This window comes from Streptosporangium sp. NPDC002721 (assembly GCF_042888905.1).
Taxonomy (GTDB): domain Bacteria; phylum Actinomycetota; class Actinomycetes; order Streptosporangiales; family Streptosporangiaceae; genus Streptosporangium.
Window position 1 is genome coordinate 296,869 of sequence record NZ_JBIAQI010000011.1, and the last position, 20,329, is coordinate 317,197.

The 20,329-nt window shown below is 71.7% G+C and carries 16 protein-coding genes; 4 read left to right on the forward strand and 12 right to left on the reverse strand.

Annotation, left to right across the window (positions count from 1 at the left end):
* Nucleotides 1-105: 105 nt before the first annotated feature.
* From ACFYWM_RS18255 to ACFYWM_RS18290, 8 genes are all read right to left on the reverse strand, one after another.
* Nucleotides 106-1,215 carry a CU044_5270 family protein gene (locus tag ACFYWM_RS18255; protein WP_389915984.1) on the reverse strand — a complete coding sequence of 370 codons (1,110 nt, stop codon included), beginning with the start codon at nucleotides 1,213-1,215 and terminating at the stop codon, nucleotides 106-108.
* On the reverse strand, nucleotides 1,208-1,960 hold the full coding sequence (locus tag ACFYWM_RS18260) for an RNA polymerase sigma factor (RefSeq protein WP_389915987.1): 753 nt from the start codon (nucleotides 1,958-1,960) through the stop codon (nucleotides 1,208-1,210). The genes ACFYWM_RS18255 and ACFYWM_RS18260 overlap by 8 nt, the downstream gene beginning before the upstream one ends.
* A gap of 94 nt (nucleotides 1,961-2,054) precedes the next feature.
* Complete coding sequence (locus ACFYWM_RS18265; protein ID WP_389915990.1) at nucleotides 2,055-3,887, reverse strand: glycosyl hydrolase; 1,833 nt, start codon at nucleotides 3,885-3,887, stop codon at nucleotides 2,055-2,057.
* 46 nt (nucleotides 3,888-3,933) lie between these two features.
* Complete coding sequence (locus tag ACFYWM_RS18270; RefSeq protein WP_389915993.1) at nucleotides 3,934-5,505, reverse strand: glucoamylase family protein; 1,572 nt, start codon at nucleotides 5,503-5,505, stop codon at nucleotides 3,934-3,936.
* 21 nt (nucleotides 5,506-5,526) lie between these two features.
* A complete protein-coding gene (locus ACFYWM_RS18275; protein ID WP_389915996.1) occupies nucleotides 5,527-6,465 on the reverse strand; it encodes a carbohydrate ABC transporter permease in 939 nt (312 codons plus the stop codon).
* The gene (locus ACFYWM_RS18280) at nucleotides 6,462-7,409 is read right to left on the reverse strand and encodes a carbohydrate ABC transporter permease (protein ID WP_389915999.1); all 948 of its coding nucleotides are present in this window, start codon (nucleotides 7,407-7,409) and stop codon (nucleotides 6,462-6,464) included. The genes ACFYWM_RS18275 and ACFYWM_RS18280 overlap by 4 nt, the downstream gene beginning before the upstream one ends.
* Nucleotides 7,410-7,411: 2 nt before the next feature.
* A complete protein-coding gene (locus ACFYWM_RS18285) occupies nucleotides 7,412-8,662 on the reverse strand; it encodes a sugar ABC transporter substrate-binding protein (RefSeq protein WP_389916002.1) in 1,251 nt (416 codons plus the stop codon).
* Nucleotides 8,659-9,690 (reverse strand): LacI family DNA-binding transcriptional regulator, encoded by a 1,032-nt coding sequence (locus ACFYWM_RS18290; protein WP_389916005.1) that lies wholly within the window; start codon nucleotides 9,688-9,690, stop codon nucleotides 8,659-8,661. Before ACFYWM_RS18290 ends, ACFYWM_RS18285 begins: the two co-directional genes overlap by 4 nt.
* Nucleotides 9,691-10,013: 323 nt before the next feature.
* On the opposite strand from ACFYWM_RS18290, the gene ACFYWM_RS18295 reads away from it, so the two are divergent.
* Nucleotides 10,014-13,115, forward strand: coding sequence for a BTAD domain-containing putative transcriptional regulator (locus tag ACFYWM_RS18295; protein ID WP_389916008.1), 3,102 nt, complete (start codon nucleotides 10,014-10,016; stop codon nucleotides 13,113-13,115).
* 210 nt (nucleotides 13,116-13,325) lie between these two features.
* Here the strand turns inward: ACFYWM_RS18295 and ACFYWM_RS18300 are convergent, their stop codons facing one another.
* The gene (locus ACFYWM_RS18300) at nucleotides 13,326-13,472 is read right to left on the reverse strand and encodes a hypothetical protein (protein WP_389916011.1); all 147 of its coding nucleotides are present in this window, start codon (nucleotides 13,470-13,472) and stop codon (nucleotides 13,326-13,328) included.
* 452 nt (nucleotides 13,473-13,924) lie between these two features.
* Here ACFYWM_RS18300 and ACFYWM_RS18305 point away from each other — a divergent pair, with 452 nt between their 5' ends.
* Nucleotides 13,925-15,229, forward strand: coding sequence for an ADP-ribosylglycohydrolase family protein (locus ACFYWM_RS18305; protein WP_389916013.1), 1,305 nt, complete (start codon nucleotides 13,925-13,927; stop codon nucleotides 15,227-15,229).
* A 165-nt stretch (nucleotides 15,230-15,394) separates the two neighbouring features.
* On the opposite strand, the gene ACFYWM_RS18310 is transcribed toward ACFYWM_RS18305, so the two are convergent.
* Both ACFYWM_RS18310 and ACFYWM_RS18315 read right to left on the reverse strand, forming a co-directional pair.
* Nucleotides 15,395-16,729, reverse strand: coding sequence for an ATP-binding protein (locus ACFYWM_RS18310; RefSeq protein ID WP_389916016.1), 1,335 nt, complete (start codon nucleotides 16,727-16,729; stop codon nucleotides 15,395-15,397).
* Nucleotides 16,726-17,628, reverse strand: a complete 903-nt coding sequence (locus ACFYWM_RS18315) for a hypothetical protein (protein ID WP_389916019.1) — start codon at nucleotides 17,626-17,628, stop codon at nucleotides 16,726-16,728. Before ACFYWM_RS18315 ends, ACFYWM_RS18310 begins: the two co-directional genes overlap by 4 nt.
* Before the next feature lie 826 nt (nucleotides 17,629-18,454).
* Here ACFYWM_RS18315 and ACFYWM_RS18320 point away from each other — a divergent pair.
* Both ACFYWM_RS18320 and ACFYWM_RS18325 read left to right on the forward strand, forming a co-directional pair.
* Nucleotides 18,455-19,300, forward strand: a complete 846-nt coding sequence (locus ACFYWM_RS18320; RefSeq protein ID WP_389916022.1) for a helix-turn-helix transcriptional regulator — start codon at nucleotides 18,455-18,457, stop codon at nucleotides 19,298-19,300.
* Nucleotides 19,301-19,424: 124 nt separating this feature from the next.
* Complete coding sequence (locus ACFYWM_RS18325) at nucleotides 19,425-19,808, forward strand: hypothetical protein (RefSeq protein WP_389916025.1); 384 nt, start codon at nucleotides 19,425-19,427, stop codon at nucleotides 19,806-19,808.
* 335 nt (nucleotides 19,809-20,143) lie between these two features.
* On the opposite strand, the gene ACFYWM_RS18330 is transcribed toward ACFYWM_RS18325, so the two are convergent.
* Nucleotides 20,144-20,329 (reverse strand): hypothetical protein (locus tag ACFYWM_RS18330; protein ID WP_389916028.1); only part of this gene is annotated, 186 nt, incomplete at its 5' end.

Below are 20,329 nucleotides of genomic sequence, written 5' to 3' on the forward strand. Positions count from 1 at the left end.
CTCGACCCGTGCGTCACAGTTGCACGGTCTGTGCTAGTTGTGCGTTTCCCGCAGGCTGCCGGAGTCGGGAGCGGTCACCTCGGGCGCGTTCACATCAGGGGGCGGTCACCTCGGGGCGTTCACATCAGGGACGGTCACCTCGGGCGCGTTCACATCGGGGACGGTCACCTCGGGCGCGCTGTCGGCCACCTCGACCTTCAGTTGCGCCGTCGAGGTCAGCAGGGTGCCCGCGGGCGCTCCCGCTTTCGCCGCGTCCGTCACGACGACGCGCTCGCCCAGGTACAGGTAGGTGACGCGGTCGAAGATGTACTCGTGCCGCACCCCGCCGAGCCTGTTGGCCATCGCCACCGCGACCCCGTCGCGCCCGGCGGCGTCCTCGGCCTCGTCGACGGTCTCGACGCCGGGGATCGTGCCTGCCGCCCGGAACAGCGCGGCCCGCTGGGCGGACGGCATGTACGCCTGTGTGATCATCGAGCCGACGCTCCCCCACGCCTTGTAGTCGGCCAGGGGGTCCCGGGACAGACCCCGGTAGAGGTGCTCGCGCATCCCCTCGGAATCGGTGGGCAACCGGCTCAGGTAGGCGTAGTCGGTGCGCTGGTACTCGGGACGGATGTCGTGGCCGGTGAGCCTCGACGGCGCCACGGCGCTTCCCTGCCTGCGCCTGGCCTCGGCGGGCAGCGGCTCCCCGGGGAACGGCCTCGGCTCCAGATGCTCGCTCGACATGACCCCCCCGTCCAGGGAGGAGCCCTCGACCGGCAGCCACACCTTGAACAGGCTGCGGTCGAGGTAGCGGACGTCCTTCCCGCCCTCCTTCAGCTTGACGGGGGACATGACCTGCAGCTCGTACGCGAGGAACTGGCCGGGCCTCGGACGCAGGTCGTCGCGCGCGCTCGCGGTGTCGGCGGCCCGCTGGAGCACCGCCGACATCGCCACGGGCGCCACCCTGACGGCCGGCTCCGGCCGGGGGGTCGAGCCGATGTCGACGAAGCCGAGTGCCACGACCGTCGCGGCCCCGGCGCCCACCAGCACGCTCGTCCCGAGGCTCAGCCGGAGGTTCCTTCGCAGGTCCGCCGGGCGGCGGGCCCGGCGGGGGGAGGGCGCCGCGCCGAGGGCGGCGATCTCCGAGAGCAGCCGCCGCTCCTCCGCCCGCAGTTCCGTACGGTCCGGCCTGGGCACTTCCGAGCGCAGCCGGTCCAACTGGGTCATCTCATCCATGAAAGGTCTCCTCGCTGATGGACGTGGGGTCGACCCCGCCGAGTTCCTCGCGCACCTTGCTCCTGGCCCGGTTGACGCGCGAGCGAACCGTGCCCACCGGGATGCCCATCGCCCGGGCGGCCTCCGGGTAGGTGAGGCCGCCCCACGTCACCAGCAGCAGCACGTCCCGGTGGCCCGCGGGCAGCCTCGCCAGGGCCGCCGCCAGCCGCCGCCGCGCGGCACCGGCGCTCAGCCGCTCGTCGCTGCGCTCGGTGAACGGGACGGTCACCGGGTCGACACCGGTCCGTTCGAGGACGCGCAGCTGCCGCACCTCGACGCGCTTGTGCCGCCTGATCAGGTTGGTCGCGATGCCGTACAGCCACGGGCGCGCGCTGGGGTGCGCCGGGTCGTAGCCCTCCCTGCCGCGGAACGCCGCGAGGAAGGTGTCCGCCACGACGTCCTCGGCCGCGTCGGTTCCCAGCCGCCGGGTGACGTAACGCTTGATGTCCGGCGCGTGCCGGTGGAAGACCTCGGCGAACGCCTCCGGCTCCCGGCGTGACAGCACGATGAGGGAGGCGTCGTCGGCCTCCGTCCCGTAGGGGAGGGAACCGGCGGGAGAGAGGTCGCGGTCGCGCGCCCCACCGGCGGGGAGGGCTCCACGACCCCCCGCCCCACCGGCGGGAAGGGCATCACGGTCGCCCGTCCCGTCGGCGGGGAAGGTGCCGCCCGTCCCCGTTCCCGTCCGGGTCCGGCTCGTTTCGCTCATATCAGGCCTTTCGGCTCTCGGTCAGGACACCCCTTGTTGCCCTCCCGCGTGCCCGCGGTTCCCGAAAGCGGCCCGGCGATCGGACGCGTCCTCGTCAGGCCGGGGTGAACTCCAGGTAGGAGACGGCCGGCATGGGCAGGGTGAACTCCAGCCGCAGGGTCCCGTCCTCCACCCGGAGGGTACGGGCGGGTTCCAGCTCGTCCAGGGTGTTCGCGGCGCGGAGCCGTTCCCACTGCTCGCCCTCGGGCCAGCCGGCGTCCCCGCCGATCTCCGCCCAGACCGCCCGGATGTTGGAGTGCCGCTCGTCGATCCGGTGGTGGCTGACCGCGTACTCCCGCGCCGCCAGGCCCTCGACGGTGAGGGTGACCTCGCGCGCCAGGATCTCCGCGCCGTCCGCCCGGTCCTGGTCGAGGGTGCCGTTCCACACCAGCACCCCGACGGTGCCGGTGACCGAGCGCGCCGCCCACGCCTCGACCCCCGCGACGTCGCCGCCGGCCGAGCAGGCGAGCTCCTCCTCGCCCAGCCGGTCGGCCAGGGTGAGCGCGAGGTAGCGGGGCTTGCGCAGGTTGCCGACCGTGAGCAGGCCGAACCCGCCGTGGAAGAGCGCCGGTGGGCGGCCCAGCTCCTCGAAGTGGTCCGAGGCCACCCAGTGGGCGAGCGCGTCCACCCGCCCGGCCGCCGACCTCATCCCGTGCAGCAGGAACGCCGCCCCGAACGGCCCGTCGCCGATGCCGTGGAAGTGGGTGGGGGTCGGCCCCCACTCCGTCCACCAGATCGGGGTGCCCGCGCGGCCGTGCCGTTCCAGGACGGGCCGCCAGTCGAGCGGGGCGTTGCCGTAGGTGTGGGTGGAGACGAAGTCGAGCGCCGCGCCCGAGGCGTCCACGTGGTCGATCAGCTCCTGGACCCAGCCGTTGGCCGCCGACGACGGGCCGCCGACGCGGATGTCGGGGTGTACGTCCTTGACCGCCGCCGCCGACACGTCGTACAGGCGGAAGAACTCCTGTGGCGTGCCGCTCCAGAAGACCTCCAGGTTGGCCTCGTTCCACACCTCGAAGGCCCAGTTGTCGACCACCTCGCGCAGGCCGTAGCGGTCGACGAGGTGGCGGGTGAGGTCGCGGACCAGGTCGCCCCAGCGGTCGTAGTCCCTGGGCGGCGAGATGATCGCCCCGTAGCCGAAGACCGTCTTCGACGGGTCGGAGGCCAGGTCGCGCGGCATGAACGACAGCTCCACGATCGGCCGCATGCCGAACGCCGTGATCGTGTCGTAGACCTCGTCCACCCGGCTGAAGTCGTGCACGGGCTTGCCGTCCTCCTCGCGGTAGACGCCGAGGTCGTCGCAGAGGATCGCGTGGGCGCGCACGGTCTCGACGCCGAGCTCGTCGCGCATCGTCCACAGCGCCTCGGTCAGTTCGGGGCCGATCGGGCGCCCGCCCACGGTGTCGGCGGACAGCATGTGCGACAGGTGCTCGGAGCCGATCATGTACTTCCACGGCCTGGGCAGCGGCCGGGTGGTCGCGGAGGCGTCGACCCGCAGGCTCGTCGCGCCCGGCTCGGCGAGCGGCGCGGCGAACACCGGCCCGGTGAAGGGGCCGGTCCGCTCCATGGTGGTGACGGCCGCGACCCGGTACCAGGCCGGTTCCCCGCGCGTGTCGACGTAGCGCGGGTCCGGCACGGCCGGCACGTCGACGTCGCGCTGCTTGGTGGAGGCGTACGGCCCCTCCTCGGCGGGCGCGCGGTGGACGAGGTAGCCGATGGCCCCGGCCACCGGTTCCCAGGTCAGCGTGACGTGCCCGCCCCCGCTGTCGGCGCGCAGGCCGCCGGGGGCGGCGACCTCGGCCCGTCCGGCCGGACGGGCCGAGGCCACCTCCCCCGACGCCCTGTAGATGCGGGCCTGCCAGTCCTGGCGTGCGGCGTCGGCCGTGCTCATGAATACGTCTCCCCGATGGTCGGTTGGGTGGTCGGTGGGGTGCGGCTCACTTGGGAGGCACGACGGCCCATTCCTCCTGGCGCAGCACGGGGGCGAGCTTCGCCGTGACGTCGCGGGTGGCGAAGTGGCGGCGCAGGCTGTCGCCGGCGAGCGCGTTGCCGAGCGCGATCATGATCATTCCCTGGTCGAGGGCGAGGTACTGCTTGGCGACCTTGCCGCTGCGCACCGCGACCGCGTCGTAGAAACCGCCGGGCCCGTAGGCGTCGAAGTTCGCCCTGAGCCTCGCGAGGTTGTCCAGGGCCGCGTCCGGCGTGTGGCGCAGCGCGAGGAACGACGCGTGCGGGGTGACCACGCCGTCCCCGTACGACGCCGGCTCGGGCGTTCCCTCGCGGCATCCCTCGAAGCCGTAGTCGACGGAGGTGCGCTCCTGGTCGGAGGTGTAGCCGGGGGTGTCCATGCCGATCGCGTCCACGCCGTACTCGCGGTAGCCCCCGGCCGGGTCGTTGGACGGGGAGAAGCCCCAGTAGCCGTACTTCGCCTCGTTCATGCCGTGCTCGATCTGGGCGGCGATGTAGACGGGCTGGTTGCGGCCCCAGCTCCTGGCGCCCCAGACGTCCTCCGGCACGAGCTGGGTCACCATCAGCTCCTCGAACATGCTGCCGCCCCAGGTGGGCACCAGGCGCATGCCGCGGTAGCCGTAGGTGCCCTCGAAGACGTTGACGCCCATGTACGTGCGCCAGGTGCCGACCGGCTTCTGCTCGGCCCACGCCCAGTCGCAGGTGTCGGGGAAGGTCCGCCACATGCCGTAGTAGTGCTCGGGGGGGAGCTGGCCGAGGGCGATGCCGACGTAGCTGGCGATCCTGGCCTCGGTGAGCGCGCCGTAGTGGTGGCAGGTGGAGTGGACCGTGGTCCCCGAGCCGTTGTAGTCGCTCTCGACCGAGCAGCCGGTGGGCCTGTCCGGCCAGAACCCGCCGCGCAGCAGGCCGGTGCCCGCGTCGGGCCGCGCCTGCGGGTCGTAGTAGGACTCGAAGTCCATGCCCCTCGCCAGCGCGTCGGCCTGCTTGGAGACCTCGGGGACGGCGCTTCTGAGCATCATGAGGGCCGCGGCGAGCCAGCCGTTGTCGACGCTGGACAGGAACGGCTGGACGGCCGAGCCGTTCTCCGGCCAGGTGCGGACGATCTGGAGGGTGCGCGGGTCGTACCAGTTGTAGAACTGGCCGGTCGGGGCGTGCCGCTCCAGCCTCGCCGTCGAGGCGAGCGTCTTCCTCACGCGGCGCAGGGCCTCGCCCTTGGAGATGAGGCGGGTGTCGCGGGCGGCCACCGTACTCCACAGGTAGGTGGCGATGTTGGTCGGCGAGGTCACCTTGGCGCGGGTGGCGGGGTCGAGCGAGCCTTCGATCTTGTCGGAGGGCAGCCCGGTCGCCGGGTCGGCCATCGCGGCCATGGACTTCCAGGTGTCGGCGGCGTAGCGGCGCAGCACCTCCCGCTGCCGATCGGCGCCCGAAGCCGTCAAGGGGGCATCGGGGGAGACAGGGGGAGACGCGGCCGAGGCCGGAGATGGAGCGGCGGTGATCAGGGCGAGACAGGCCGTCAGGGCGGCCACGTGACGACGACGCACGGGGGCTCCTTACATGGGGGGTTACTTGAGTCCGGTGGAGGCGATGCCCTGGGTGAAGAAGCGCTGCAGGAAGACGAAGAGGATCAGGACCGGCAGCACGACGACCACCGCCCCGGCGATGAGCAGGCCGTACTGGGTGCCCTGGTAGCCGTTGAAGATCGCGAGCGCGACGGGCAGCGTGTACATGTCCTCGCTCTGGGCGACCACCGCGGGCCACAGGAAGTTGTTCCACGAGCCGAGGAAGGTGATCAGGCCGAGCGTGGCGAGCGCGGGCCTGCAGAGCGGCATGACGATCCTGAAGAAGATCCGGAACTCCCTCGCCCCGTCGACCCGCGCGGCGTGGATCAGCTCGTCGGGGATGTCCGCGATGAACTGGCGCATCAGGAAGATGCCGAGCGGGGTGACCAGGCCGGGCAGGATGATCCCGAGGAAGGTGTTGACCAGGCCGAGCTTCGCGATGAGCACGAACTGCGGGATCATCACCACGATCGCGGGCAGCGCCATCTGCGTGAGGACCAGCGCGAAGAGCACGTTCTTGCCGCGGAAGGCGAGCTTGGCGAAGGCGTACCCGACCATCGAGCAGAACAGCAGGTTGCCCGCGACGGTGGCGAGGGCCACCACCGCGCTGTTGACGAACACCTGCGTGATGTTCATCTTCTCCAGCAGCTCGCCGTAGTTGGCGAGCGTCCACCGCACCGGCAGGAGGTCCGGCGGGGTCCGCCTGATCTCGGTCTCCGGCTTGAACGAGGTGAGCAGCGTCCAGACGAACGGCAGCACGACGAGCACGAGCCCGGCGCTGAGCAGCGCGTACGTGGAGAAGCGGCGTTTGACCAGCGCCTTGCCGCCCGGAGCCGGTCTCGCGGGGGCCTTCCGCCCCCGGGCGGGTCTCGTCCCGGCCTCCCGGCCCGACGACGGCCTCACGGAGGCCTGACGGTCCTGACGGTCCCGAACCGGTCTCATCTGGACCTCCCGACCCGGAACTGCAGGACCGCGAGCGCCACGATCACGGTGAACAGGACGCTCGCCGCCGCGGCGGCGTAGCCGTAGTTGCCGGAGCCGAACTGGTCGTAGATGGCGAGCGACGCCGAGGTGGTCGCCCCCGCCGGGCCTCCCTGGGTCATCACCAGCGGCTCCTCCATGAACTGGGCGAACCCGATGGAGCTGTAGACGGTGCAGAACAGCAGCGCCGGGCGGAGCATCGGCAGCGTGACGGAGCGGAACCGCTCCCAGCGCCCGGCGCCGTCGACCTCCGCGGCCTCGTACAGCTCCCTGGGGATGCCCTGCAGGGCGGCGAGCAGGACGACCATGTCGAAGCCGAAGCTCCGCCAGGCGGTCATGACGATGATCACCGGGAGCGCCAGGTCCTCGTCGGCGAGCCAGCGGGGGCCGTCCACGCCCACCGCCCCGAGCACCTGGTTGACCAGTCCCGCGTCGGGTTCGAGCAGGAACCGCCAGGCCACCGCGACGCCGATGATGCTGGTGACGTACGGCAGGTAGTAGCCGAGCCGGAAGAACGCGGCGGGCAGCCGGGCGATCCCGGAGTTCAGCGCCACGGCCGCGGCCAGCCCGAGGGCGATGGTGAGCGGGAGCGCGGTCACCACGAAGATCAGCGTGTTCACCGCCGCCTTGCGCATGAGCTCGTCGTCGAACAACCGCAGGTAGTTGTCGATCCCGACGAGGTTCACCCCGAGGGGGTCGCGCACGTCGGTGCTGCGCATGTCGGTGAAGCTCATGCCGAGCTCGACGAGGAGCGGCCCCGCCCAGAAGACCGCGAACATCACCACGAAGGGCGTCACGAAGACCCAGGCCAGGCCGGTACGGCGGAACCCTCCCCCGGACCGCCGCTCCCTGACGGGGGCGGGTCCGGTGGGCTCGCGCGAGCCCACCCGCTCGCTGACCACCATGGTCAGACCCCGGTCCCGATGGTCTCGGCCTGTTCCTGGATCCGCTTGGCCGTCTCCTCGGCCGTCTGCTTGCCCAGGGCCATCTTCTCGACCTCGGTCTCCATCACCTTGGCCACCTGCTCCCAGGTCGGGACGGCGGGGACGGCCTTGGCGTCCTTGAGCAGGTCGCCGAAGACGGTGACGCGCTCGTCGGCGGTGAGCGCCGGGTCCTGCCAGGCGGCCTCGACGCTGGGCAGCGCGTTCACCTTGGTGTACCAGGTGGCCTGGACCTTGGGGTCGACGAGCCAGCGCAGGAACTTCCAGGCGGCGTCGCGGTTCTTCGAGTCCTTGAAGACGACCATGTCGCTGCCGCCGACCAGGCTGGGGCCTCCCGCGCTCCCCTTCGGGTAGGGCGCGACGGCGAGCTTGTCGCCGAAGCCCTCGCCGCCGTCCTTCTCCAGACCCGCGATCATCCACGGCCCCGAGTAGAAGGCGCCGACCTTCCCCTTGACGAACGTCTGCGGGAAGGCGCCGGTCGGCTGGTCGGTGCTGGCGAGCCCGCTCTCGAAGAACGAGCCGTAGTGCTTGAGCGCCTGGACCATCTGGGGCGTGTCCAGCGTCCATTTGTCACCCGAGACGATCTCGCCCCCCGCCTGCCACACCAGCGGCAGCACCTCCTGCCAGGAGCCCTGCCGGAAGTTCTGCTCGACGCCGAGCGAGGCTCCCCCCTTCTCCTTGAGCGCCTTCACGAAGGCGGTGGTCTCCTCCCAGGTGGCGGGCGGCTTCACCGACGCCTTCTCGGCGAGGTCCTTGCGGTAGTACAGGGCGCGGGTCTCGACGTACCAGGGCACGCCGTACGCGGTCCCCTCCACCTCGACCGTGCCCCACGCGCCGGGGAAGAACGCCGACTTGTCGATCAGGTTGGCCGGGGTGGGGTCGAGGGCGCCGGTCTTGGCCATCTCGCCCATCCAGGTGCTGCCCAGCATGGTGACGTCGGGGGTGGCGTTCCCGGCGATGGCCGCGGTGATCTTGTCGTGGGCCGCGTCCCAGCCGAGCGCGGTCACCTTGATCGTGATGCCGGGGTTGGCCGTCTCGAAGTCCTTGGCGAAGGCGCCCAGCGCCTCGCCCTCGGCCCCGATCGCCCAGACCGTGACCTCGCCGGTGGCCTTGCCGGTGTCGACGTCCCGTGCCTGCTCCGCGGCCCCTCCGGTGCTCCGGCCGCACCCGGCGAGCACCAGCCCCAGCGCGAGGATCCCGACGGCGTACTTCTTCACTTTTCCTCCAGGGGGTGAGGCCCGCAGCTGGATCGGACGATCAGCTGGGTGGGGAGAATCTCGGAGTTCGGGACGGTACGACTGCCCTTGATGAGCTCGTCCAGCGCGCGGGCCGCGCGGGCGCCGAGCAGGCGCATGGGCTGGCGCACCGTGGTGAGGGCGGGCCTGGCGTGGCGGGCGGCCATGATGTCGTCCCAGCCGGTGATCGCCACGTCGCCCGGCACGTCGAGGCCGAGCTCCTCGGCCGCCAGGATGACGCCCAGGGCCACCTGGTCGTCGGCGCAGATCACCGCCTCGGGACGGCGCGCTCCGGTCGTTCTTCCCCCGAGAAGCGTCCGCCCCGCCGCGTACCCGCCCTCCACGGTGAGCTCGCAGGGCAGCGGCGCGGGAGGCCGGATGCCGTGGGCGGACAGGACCCGCCTGACCCCCGTCCAGCGCTGGGTGACGTCGCCCCGGTCGTCGTCCCCGGCCAGGGCGAAGGTGGTGTAGCCGTGGCCGAGCAGGTGGGTGGCGAGCGCCTCGGCCGACGCGGTGTTCTCGCTGGACACCGCGTCCGCCCGCGCGACGGGGTCGCGCGCGAGCAGGACCAGCGGCGTCCTGCTCCTGACGATCTCGTCCACCACGGCGTCCTCGACGGTCCTGCCGAAGATCACCATGCCGTCCACCCGGCCGACGAGGTCCCTGACCAGGTCCTGCACGGCGGCCCGCCCGCGCGTGGACAGGATGAGCACGGAGCGGCCGAGCTCGGCGGCCACCTCCTCGTACCCGAGGAGGACCTCGGCGAAGTAGGGGCCCGACAGGTCGGGGAAGACGATGCCGTTGGCCGCGTGGCGGCCCTGGGCCAGGGAGACGCCGAGGCGGCTCGGGGTGAAGCTGAGCTCCTCGACCGCCCTCAGCACCTTCTCGCGCGTTCCGGCCGCGACGGGGCCGGTGTTGCGCAGTGCCCGGGAGACGGTGGCGATGGAGACGCCCGCCCGCTGCGCGACCTCGTAGATGGTCGCACCCTGACCCTCGTCACTGTTTGGCACCCGTCGTCCGATCTCCCAGGAGTGGAAGCGCTTACACTCAGCGGCGACGAAAAGTGGAAGCGCTTACAGTGGATGATCGGAGTCAACCATCGGACGGACTCGCCGGTAAAGGTTTGTTACATCACCGTTACCAAAAGGGCACGGCGGCGCCCCGGCGTTCGTGAGGCTCACCGGGCCGGCACGGACGAGCACCGGCCGACTACCGTTAAAAGATCATCCGGGCTATCCTCGCCGGAATCGGGCAGTCCAAAACCTCCAGGGCGCGGCACCGTTCACCTCGCCCCCTGAGATTTGTGAGATCCGTGAGCCGGTCGGGGGGCTTGATGAGATTCCAGGTGCTCGGCGACGTGACGATCATCACCGACGGACGTCCCGTACCCCTGTCCTCACGCAGGCAGGAACAGCTGCTGGCACTCCTCGTCTGCGCGCGGGGCCGCGTCGTGACGGCCGAGACGCTGATCGACGCGCTGTGGGGCGAGCGGCTCGGACCGCGCGCCGGCAAGAACCTGCGGGTGCTCGTACACCGGCTGCGCAGGACCCTCGACGCCCCCGAGCGGATCCGGCACGACCGCTCGGGCTACGCGCTGTCCGCGCGGCCGGAGGAGGTCGACGCCTGGCACTTCGCCGACCTGGCCGAACGCGCCAGGCGGACGCTGGGCCAGGGGGACCCGGAGGCGGCGTCCGTCCTGCAGCGGGAGGCGCTCGCGCTGTGGAACGGCCGGGCCTTCTCGGGACTGGACGGCGTGGCCCAGCTGGCGGAGGCGGCCGAACGCCTGGAGCAGGACCGCAGGCGGGTGCTGACCGAGCGCGTCGACACCGACCTGGCGCTGGGCAGGCACGCGGAGGTCATCCCCGAGCTGCTCTCGATGGTCGCGGAGGACCCGCTGGTGGAGTCCACGACCGCGCGGCTGATGGTGGCGATGCACCGGGCCGGGCTGCGCACGGAGGCGCTGGAGGCCTACCGGCGCACCCGTACCGTCCTGGCCGAGGAACTGGGCCTGGAGCCGGGGCCGCAGCTGCGCGCGCTGGAGCGGGCCATCCTGCGCGGGGACACCCGGGTCGACCTCGCCCCCCGGCCGGAAGCGGCACCGGCTTCCGGCCCTTCCCCCGTGACCCCCGTGCCCCCCGTGACCCCGGCCACCCCTGTGGCCCCGTCCCTGCTCCCCGCCGGGGTGAGCGACCTCACCGGGCGCGACACCGAGCTGCGCTGGCTCGTCTCGGTCCTGCGCGACCGTCCCGCCGCCGCGCCGGCGATCTGCGCCGTCTCCGGCATGCCGGGGGTGGGCAAGAGCGCGCTGGCCCTGCGGGCCGCCCACGACCTGCGGGACGCCTTCCCCGACGGGCGGCTGTACGTGAACCTGCGGGGCGCCGGGCCCGAACCGGTCGATCCGTCGCACGCGCTCAGCCGCTTCCTGCGCGCCCTCGGCGTGGCGGGGACGGCCGTCCCCGACGGCCTGGACGAGCGCGCCGAGGTGTACCGCGCCCACCTGTCCGACCGGCGCGTGCTGGTGCTGCTGGACGACGCCGCGAACGAGGCGCAGGTCGAGCCGCTCATCCCCGCGGGGACCGGCTGCGCGGTGGTGGTCACGAGCCGCGGCGCGCTCACCGCGCTGCCCGGCGCGCAGCGGCTCGCCCTGGGCGTGCTCGGGAACACCGCCGCCGTACGGCTGCTGGGCACGATCACCGGCCGGGCCGAGCTGACCTCCGGCACCGCCGCCGCCAGGCGGCTGGCCGAGCTGTGCGGGCACCTCCCGCTGGCGCTCAGGATCGCCGGGGCGCGGCTCGCCGCCCGGCCGCACTGGAGCGTCGACCGGCTGATCTCCCGGCTCGCCGCCGAGCACGCCCGGCTCGACGAGCTCACCCACGGCACCTTGTCGGTACGGGCCAGCCTCGCCCTCGGCTACTCCGGCCTCGACGAGCCGGGCCGTGCACTGTTCCGGCGGCTCGGCCTGGTCGACACCCCCGACTTCGCCGGCTGGGTCGCCGCGGCCCTGCTCGACATGGGCCCGTACGACACCGGACCACGCGACGCCGACCGGCGCGACCCCGGACCACGCGACACCGGACCGTACGACACCGGATCGCAGGACGGTGGCTCGCGGGGCGGCGGCTCGCGTGGAAGCAGGCCGCGCGACGCCGAGGAGATCCTGGAAGGGCTCGTGGAGGCGCGGCTCGTCGACTACGCGGGCCAGGACGGCACCGGAGAGCCCCGCTACCGCGTCCACGACCTGGTGCGGCTGCACGCCAGGGAACGCGCCGAGGCCGACGATCCCCCCGGCGCCACCACCGCCGCGCTGACCCGGCTGGCGGGAGGCTACCTCGCGCTCGCCGAGCGGGCGCACCGGCGGCAGTACGGCGGCGACTACACCGTGCTGCACGGCGACGGGCCGCGCTGGGACTGCGGGGAGGCCACCTCCGACCGCCTGCTCGCCGATCCGTCCGGCTGGCTGCGCGGCGAGCGGCTCGGCCTGGTCGCTGCGGTGGAGCAGGCCGCCCGGCTCGACCTGAGCGAGATGTGCTGGGACCTGGCGATGACGGCGGTCACCCTGTTCGAGGCGCAGGGCCACTTCGACGACTGGCGGCACACCTCGGAGACCGCGCTGGCCGCCGCCCTGCGCGCGGGCGACCGGCGCGGCGAGGCGGCGATGCGTTACTCGCTGGGCACGCTCGCCCTGTTCCGGCAGCGCTACACCGACGCGCGGCCACACCTGGAGGCCGCGCTGCCGCTCTTCGAGGCGGTGGGCGACCGGCACGGCCAGGCCCTCACCCTGCGCAACGCGGCGCTGATCGAGCGGGTGGAGGGACGGGTCGAGACCGCCCTCGACGCCTACCGGCGGGCGCTGCGGATGCTCCGCGAGGTCGGCGACCGGCACGCCGAGGCCCACGTGCTCGGCAGCATGGCCCAGATCCACATCGAGCACGACAACCCCCACGCGGCGGCCCCGCTCCTGGAGACGGCGCTGGCCGTCTACCGCGAGCTGGGCAACGAGCGCGGGGTCGCGCAGATCCTCAACAGGCTGGGACTGCTGCGCCTGCGCCAGAACGACCCCACGCGGGCGAAGGACGCGTTCGAGCAGGTGCTGACGGCCGCCAGGTCGGCCGGAGACCGCATCGGCGAGGCGTACGGCATGCTCGGGATGGGCGAGGCCGAGCTGCTGGCGGGCGAGCTCGACCACGCGGCCAACCTGCTCGACGCGGCGCTGCTGCTGGCCGAGGGGCTCGGTGAGCCCTTCGTCGCGGCCCGCGCCCGCCTCGCCTGCGGGCGGCTCGCCGCCGAGCGCGGCGATCACGAGCCGGCCGTGGCCATGCTGGACCGGGCGGTACGGGAGTTCGCCGACATCGGCCTGCCGGTCTGGCACGAGCGGGCACTCGACGCCCGCCGCGCCCTCGACGACACGCTCTCCGCGCCGCCCACCCCGTGCTGACCTGTCACCCGTGCGCCTCCCACGCCCGCTTCGACCCGTATGCCGACCCACGGACCTGCCGTGCCGCCCTCACCCGAACGCTTCCATCCGTACGACCTGGCACGGCGGCCTTTCCCCGTGCCCTCGGTACCGGCCGGACGGGAGCGTCGAGGCCCCTCGCCCGGCCGCTTCGGGCGACACCGGTTTCGCGAGCGGGCTACTCGCCGGGGTTCATCCCTTGCCGGGGTTCATCCAGTGACTGTCGCAGTTGAGCCCGTGGCTGTGACACGGCGGCTCGATCGCCGAGGCCGGCGTGGCGCTCGCGCCCAGCAGCCCGGCCACCATCAGCGCCAGTAACCCCGCCTTGATCTTCTTCATCGTTCTCCTCGTCCATCAACAGATCGGTCCATACCCCCGCGGGCCTGGTGATCGACAGCAATACCACGATCATCGTGTGCCGCGTATGGGATCTCGCTGTTGAACTCCCCCCACCCGGACCGCCGGGAGGCGAGGTACCAGGTATGGGTACGGCCGGCGCCGGCCGTACCCATACCGCCCCGGTGTCGTGTCGTTAAGCCCCTGTGCGGACGACCCCGTCACCTCACGCGCAGCTCGGACGCCGTCTGCGGACGGCATCGGTGCTGGTCAACGCCAAAATAGACGGAACCGGTTTCACGAGGGTTTCACCTCGTTCCCCGGCCGGTCCCCCTGCTCCCAGAACGCGTTCGTCCGGAGAACGCGCGGGTCGATCGCTCTTCTTCGGCGGCTTCGCGCACAGTCCCGGATCTCACGTTACGTTGATGTCGACCGGCGACGAAAGGATCGTGCCCGTGCGTCCTCCCGACCATGACCCGCCGGACCACCGCGGCCGCGTGAGGGGCTGCCTGCTGGGCGGCGCGCTCGGCGACGCGCTGGGAGCTCCCGTCGAGTTCGAGTCGATCAAGAGAATCCGCAGGCGGTACGGGCACGAGGGCCTGACCGGCCTGGTCCCCGACTGGCGCGGCAAGGTCGGCCTGATCACCGACGACACGCAGATGACGCTGTTCACCGTGGAGGGGCTGATCCGCGGCGGTGACGCCGCCGCGGTCCGGCGCGCCTACCTGCGCTGGCTGGACACCCAGCAGCACCGCTCCCCACCCCCCGCCGCCCGCCCGGCCCGCGCCTCCTCCCCGGCCGGCGCCTCCTCCCCGGCCGCGAACGACCATCTGGCGAACGACCGACGGCTGAGCGACCGCCAGGTGAGCGACCGGCAGGTGAGCGACCGGCAGGTGAGCGACCGGCAGGCGTATGGCCGTCCGGCGAACGACGATCCCGCTATGGCCTCGCCCGAGGACATCCCGGTCCGTACCGGCCTGCTCCGCGAACAGCAGTGGCTCTACTCCCAGCGCGCCCCCGGGAACGCCTGCCTGTCGGGCCTGCGCGGCTCCCGGGCCGTCGCCCTCGCCCCGTTCGGCGAGCCGGGACCGGTCAACCCCGGCTCCAAGGGCTGCGGGACGGTCATGCGCTCGGCCCCCTTCGGCCTGGGCGCGCGAAGCCCCCGCCACGCCTTCGACCTCGCCGCCGAGTGCGCCCAGATCACCCACGGCCACCCCACCGGCTACCTGGCCGCCGGCGCCTTCGCCGCCATCGTCCACTTCCTGGCGGGGCACGAGCCCGCCGAGCCGGACAGTCCCTCGAAGCAGGCCGAAATTCTCGCGTGGGCCGTACGGGAGGCGATGGACCTGCTGGCGACGTACCCCTCGCACGAGGAGACCACCCTGGCGCTGCGCGGCGCCGTGTCCCTCGCGGCGGAGGGCGGCCCGAGCCCGGAGAGGGTGGAGTCGCTGGGCGGCGCGTGGGTCGCCGAGGAGGCGCTCGCCATCGCGGTCTACTGCGCCCTGACGCACCCCGCGCCCGGCGACGTCGGCCGGGCGCTGCTGCTCGCGGTCAACCACTCCGGCGACAGCGACTCCACCGGCGCCGTCTGCGGCAACCTCCTGGGAACCCTCCACGGCGAGGCGGCACTCCCCTCCGGGTGGCTCGCCCACCTCGAGGGCCGCGACGCCATCACCGAACTGGCCGACGACTTCGCGGCCTGGTCGGCCGGGAACCACGAGATCGACGACGCCTGGCTCGGGAAGTATCCCGGCGCCTGACCTCTGGACTTCCCCCGGTGGTGAGCCTGCGTCCAGCCGATGACGAGGACGCCTGACCGCGTCGCGACGGACCTGGCCCGAGTGGCCGCGGTGCCGCGCCGGATCGCCTACGACATCGACGAGCCGACCTGGGCCGGGCCGCCCCTTCGCGTACGGTCCAGGCCCTCACGCCGTCCGCGTGCTGAGCGGGAGACGGAGGACGAAGCGCGCTCCGTCCGGGGACGCGTCCTCGACGTGAAGGGTGCCGTGGTGGGCGCGGGCGATGTCACGGGCGATGGCCAGGCCGAGCCCGGTGCCGCCGCGGTCGCGGCTGCGGGCGGTGTCCAGCCGGGCGAAGCGCTCGAAGATGTGCTCGCGCTCCGCTGGAGGCACGCCCGTGCCGTCGTCGGTGACGCTGAGCTCGGCTGTGCTTCCGGCGCGGCGCACTGTGACCACCACATCGTGCGCGGCGTGCCGTTGCGCGTTGTCCAGCAGGTTGTCCAGCACCCGGCCGATCTGTTCCGGGACGGCGTCGGTCGTCATACCGACGGTGAGGTCGAGCCGTGCCGGGTGCGGATCGCCGGTGCGGCGTGCGATTCCGGCCGCGGCCAGTACGGCCAGGTCGACGGTTTCCAGGGCGGCGGGCTGTGCCGCTCCGATCCGGGCCAGCATGAGGAGGTCGCTGATGATGGCCTGCAGCCGGTCCACATCGCCCAGGGAGTGTTTCACCAGGTCGGCGAGGTCGGTCTCGTCGGGGTGAAGTTGCGCCTCCTCCAACGTGACCCGTAGCCCGGCCAGTGGGGTGCGCAGTTCGTGCGAGGCATCGCTGGTGAAGCGCCGCTGGCGGTCGAGCGTCTGCTGCAACGACGCGGTGACGCGCTCCAGCTCTGCGGATATCGCGTGCTCGCGGGTGTAGTGGCGGGCGTTGTCGACGCACACCGCGGCGCGGCCGACCAGTTCCTCGGCCAGGGCGAGGTCGTCCTCCTCGAACGCGTCCTTGCCCGTGGCGCGATAGAAGCTCACCACCCCGAGCGTGACGCTCCGGGCTCGCACCGGCACCGTGATGAGCGAGTGGATGCCCTGCTCACAGATTTTCCGGCCGCGCTCGGGATCCTGTGCCAGCCACCCGAAAGTGGTGGACAACACCGGGCCGAGCACCGGCTGCCCGGTGGCGAGGCTGCGTCCCTGCGGCGTGGAGGGGAGCGGGTGGATGAGCGCGCCGAGCTGGTACAGCGCGGTCCCCTCCTCGATGCCCGCGAAGGCGACCCGGCGCAGCCCCGCGTCCATGCCGGCGGGCTCGTCGCCCCGCAGGACGCAGTCGGCCAGGTCGACGGCGACATAGTCGGCGAACCGGGGGACGGCGACCTGGGCCAGTTCCTCGGCGGTCCGGGTGACTTTCAGGGTGGTGCCGATACAGGAGCCCGCGTCGCACAGCAGGCTGAGTCGCTCACGCGCCCGCAGGGCGAGCCGGCCGATGCCCGGCTCGCTCATGGCGAGCAGCCACTCGTCGGTGCCGGTCACCTTCCTCCCCCGTTCGGCCGGGCCTCCTGGCCGTCGGTGAGCCTCGCCTTCACCGCGATGGCGGTGGAACCGATGATCGACTGGGCCACGAGCGTGGCGGTGCGGCCGTCCGAGAGGGCCATCTTCACCACCGCCGCCCGGCCCTGCGCGACCAGCCTCACGGCGGTGTCCTCCAGGGCGAGCCGATCACGGCGGCACAGGTCCGGGGGCGTGGAAGCCGTCGCGACACCTCCTTCGGGCGCCCGGAGGAACTCCTCCGTCAGGGCCCGCTCGTGTTCGACCACCATTTCGAACAGTCGCCGCTCGACGGCGGCGGCCGATCGCCGGGCCAGGACCATCATCTCCGCGTTGGCCGTGTCCTTCAGGCAGACGACGCTGATGGCCCCGTTCATCCGCCCGCTGAGCGGGTGGCGTATCGGGGCGCCCACGCCGGTGAGCCCGCGCAGTTCCTCCGCGAAGTGCTCATTGCCGGTGACCTGGCAGATTCGCCGTTCCACCAGCGCCGACCCAAAGGCGCTGGTGCCCATGTCCGCCTCGGCGAAGCGGAATCCGGGCGCGGCGCCGACCGCGTCCATGGTCCGGCGCAGGGCCGGTTCGCCCTCGTTACGCAGGAACAAGACTCCACTCGCATCGCCCAGGAACATGGTCACGGGGGTGTCCTTGATGACGGTACGCAGTTGCTCGAACACGGGACGGGCCGCGCGCACCACTCCGCAGTCAAAATCAAGGTCACCGGACAGGCGCGGTCTCACGGCACCGGGCGTGAGTCCCGCCTCCTGGCACCGCCGCCACGATTGCAAGGTCGCGGCGCGTACCTCGTCCCCCGTGAGCTTCCCATCCAGGAACCACTCCACGAGCTTCTCGTCGGGCCCTCCCCCGTCGTCCCAGCCATCTGTCATCCGGCCCACTCCAAAAAATATTCACAAGGCGAGCTTTATGTACCTTTCATCCAGAATACGTAGGAAACACATTTATAATCCCATACCGTGGCAAAGAAATGTCAGGCCCTGGTTTTCCTCGGAGGAAGTCGCCATGCAGTGCACCCTCGGATGCGAGTGCCACCAAAATGGGCCTTGCCCCAAGGCCGGGTAACAAAGGACCCCGTGGCGCTGTCGAGTACGCCGGTGTCTGGTAAAGAGCCGCCCTGTGGCCGTCGGGTCCTGCCGAAATCTTGTACTTGCCGTCCACCGCCGCGGCCGGAATCTCCTTTCCCTCGGAATCGATGACATAGCGCACCAGGTCGGGCCTGAGGAGCACCCGCCGCCCGTGGTCCAGCCCGTGGTCCAGGTGGTGGCGGCGATCCTGCGACTCTGTGCGGCCACCGGAGATGGCTCTGTGCGACCACCGGAGACTTTGTGCGGCCACCGGACGGGCGGAACGCCTCCGCCGGGGCCAGGTCACGAAGTCCTCGAACACCCGCCATATCTCCACCGGCAAGCCGTTCGTCCGGACGGCCGTCCCGTCGTCCGGCCCGTAGGAGGCCCCGCGAAGAACGATCTCGGCCAGGCCCTGACGTACGGCGAGATGATCATCGCAAGAGTGGTCTTGGAGGCGCACGCCAGGCGGGAACACCCTTCTCTCCCTCCCTCCGGCCGGGCGACACCGGGGATGGCGTCCTCCCCTGTCCCGGGCGGGGCGATACCACGTGACGGACGGGGAACACGCCGTCCTGCCTGGGACGGGTGGTACCAGGCTGCATCCCGACAACCGGCGCATACTGGGTAAATGACCGAAAGCGCAGAACTGGGCCCCGCGCTGCGGCACTGGCGTGACCGGGTCGCCCCGGCCGCGGTCGGGCTGCCCGGTGGCGGGCCGCGCCGCGCGGCGGGCCTGCGGCGCGAGGAGCTGGCGATACTCGCGGGGGTGTCGGCCGACTACATCACCCGCCTCGAACAGGGCCGGGCGACCTCCCCGTCCGCGCAGATCCTCACCTCGCTGGCACGGGCGCTGCGGCTGTCCACCCAGGAACGCGAGCACCTGTTCCTCCTCGCGGGCCAGCCACCGCCCACCGCCGGACGCATGTCCGCCCACATCACCCCGAGCGTGCAACGACTGCTCGACCAGCTCGACAGCACGCCCCTCAGCGTCAACGACGCCGCCTGGAACCTGATCAGCTGGAACCGGCCGTGGGCCGCGCTCTTCGGGGACCCCTCCCTGCTGGTCGGGCGCGAGCGCAACGTGATCTGGCGCCACTTCACGGGCCTTCCAGGACGCGTCAGCCACACCCCGGAACAGGAGATCCGCTTCGAGACGGTCACGGTCGCCGATCTCCGGTCGGCGACCGCCCGCTATCCCGCGGACACCGATCTGCGCTCGCTCGTCACCGAACTGCGGAGCACCAGCCCGCGCTTCGCCGAGCTGTGGGACAGCCACGTCGTCGGCGTCCACGAGTCGGACCGCAAGACCGTCCACCACCCCGACGTCGGCCCGCTCACGCTCGACTGCGACGTGCTCACCGTGCCCGGCAGCGACCTCCGCATCATCGTCTACAGCACCGCCCCCGGCACCGAGGCCGCCGACAGGCTGAAACTCCTCACCGTCATCGGCACCCAGACCATGCGGCCGTCCTGAACCCTGATCGATCGTCCCGCACGGCGAGGCCGGTGAGCGTCCGGCTCGCAAGGGGCGGAACATCACGGTCGCCTCGCAATATCCAGGGCTTTCCCCGTTCTGAGACATGACCGACACTGAACGCATGTCGAGACGCGCACTGACCTGGTCGGGTGTGGCCGTGGCACTGGTGGCACTGGCCGCGCTGGGATGGTACTTCATCGCGGTCGGCCTGGAACGCGCCGACAAGCTCGCCAGCGTTCTCGGAGCCTTCGCCGGGCTGCTGGGGCTGGGACTGGCGGTTTACGGTGTTGTTTCCTCACCCTCCGAGAGCGCTGTTTCCTCACCCTCCGAGGGGGCTGTTTCCTCACCCTCCGAGGGGGCCGGCCCCGGCCCTGAACCCGGACCCGGTGGTGTTCACAACGAGATCAGCGGCACCGTGCACGGCGACTCCGTACAGGCCAGGGACATCGAAGGCGGAATCACCTTCGGCGCTCCGAAGCCCCACAGAGCGCGGGACGCGGACTGACCGTCCCTCACGGAAAGATTGACGACTTCCCGCATCGACCCGCACTCCGGCCCCGGATCACGAGTCGCACATGTGCGAACCTGATCGACCCGCACTCCGGCCGCGGATCACGAGTCGCACATGTGCGAACCTGCCGTGATCGACTCCCCGGACACCGCGAATGGAGTCCTGGCCTGCGATGACACCGGCATCTCCGCTCCCATCCCATCAAACACGAGAGTTTCCGGTGGAGGAAATGCCATGTGCACTGTTCATACCATGATGTTCTCGATGTCTCCGGAGTTCCGCCGACCGGCAGAATCGACCAGCAATGAGTCAGATGTCCGGACACGCGATCATGATGCGAATCCATGAAGGGGCATTGAACGTTTTTCATCCCTTGGCAGCAGGCTGCTGGTCACAGCGTGATCGCAAGGTTGACGCTCACCTGACGACATAGAGAAACCCCTGGTAGACGGGTTGATCACCACAATCCACACCGTCGCAACCAGGGGCTTCGGATGCTGTTCTATCGTGCTGCC

What these genes read in the sequence shown, in the direction of transcription:
- ACFYWM_RS18255 (WP_389915984.1), bottom strand. Translation starts at nt 1,215, where the DNA reads ATGGATGAGATGACCCAGTTGGACCGGCTGCGCTCGGAAGTGCCCAGG.
- ACFYWM_RS18260 (WP_389915987.1), bottom strand. Translation starts at nt 1,960, where the DNA reads ATGAGCGAAACGAGCCGGACCCGGACGGGAACGGGGACGGGCGGCACC.
- ACFYWM_RS18265 (WP_389915990.1), bottom strand. Translation starts at nt 3,887, where the DNA reads ATGAGCACGGCCGACGCCGCACGCCAGGACTGGCAGGCCCGCATCTAC.
- ACFYWM_RS18275 (WP_389915996.1), bottom strand. Translation starts at nt 6,465, where the DNA reads ATGAGACCGGTTCGGGACCGTCAGGACCGTCAGGCCTCCGTGAGGCCG.
- ACFYWM_RS18280 (WP_389915999.1), bottom strand. Translation starts at nt 7,409, where the DNA reads ATGGTGGTCAGCGAGCGGGTGGGCTCGCGCGAGCCCACCGGACCCGCC.
- ACFYWM_RS18295 (WP_389916008.1), top strand. Translation starts at nt 10,014, where the DNA reads ATGAGATTCCAGGTGCTCGGCGACGTGACGATCATCACCGACGGACGT.
- ACFYWM_RS18300 (WP_389916011.1), bottom strand. Translation starts at nt 13,472, where the DNA reads ATGAAGAAGATCAAGGCGGGGTTACTGGCGCTGATGGTGGCCGGGCTG.
- ACFYWM_RS18315 (WP_389916019.1), bottom strand. Translation starts at nt 17,628, where the DNA reads ATGACAGATGGCTGGGACGACGGGGGAGGGCCCGACGAGAAGCTCGTG.
- ACFYWM_RS18320 (WP_389916022.1), top strand. Translation starts at nt 18,455, where the DNA reads ATGACCGAAAGCGCAGAACTGGGCCCCGCGCTGCGGCACTGGCGTGAC.
- ACFYWM_RS18325 (WP_389916025.1), top strand. Translation starts at nt 19,425, where the DNA reads ATGTCGAGACGCGCACTGACCTGGTCGGGTGTGGCCGTGGCACTGGTG.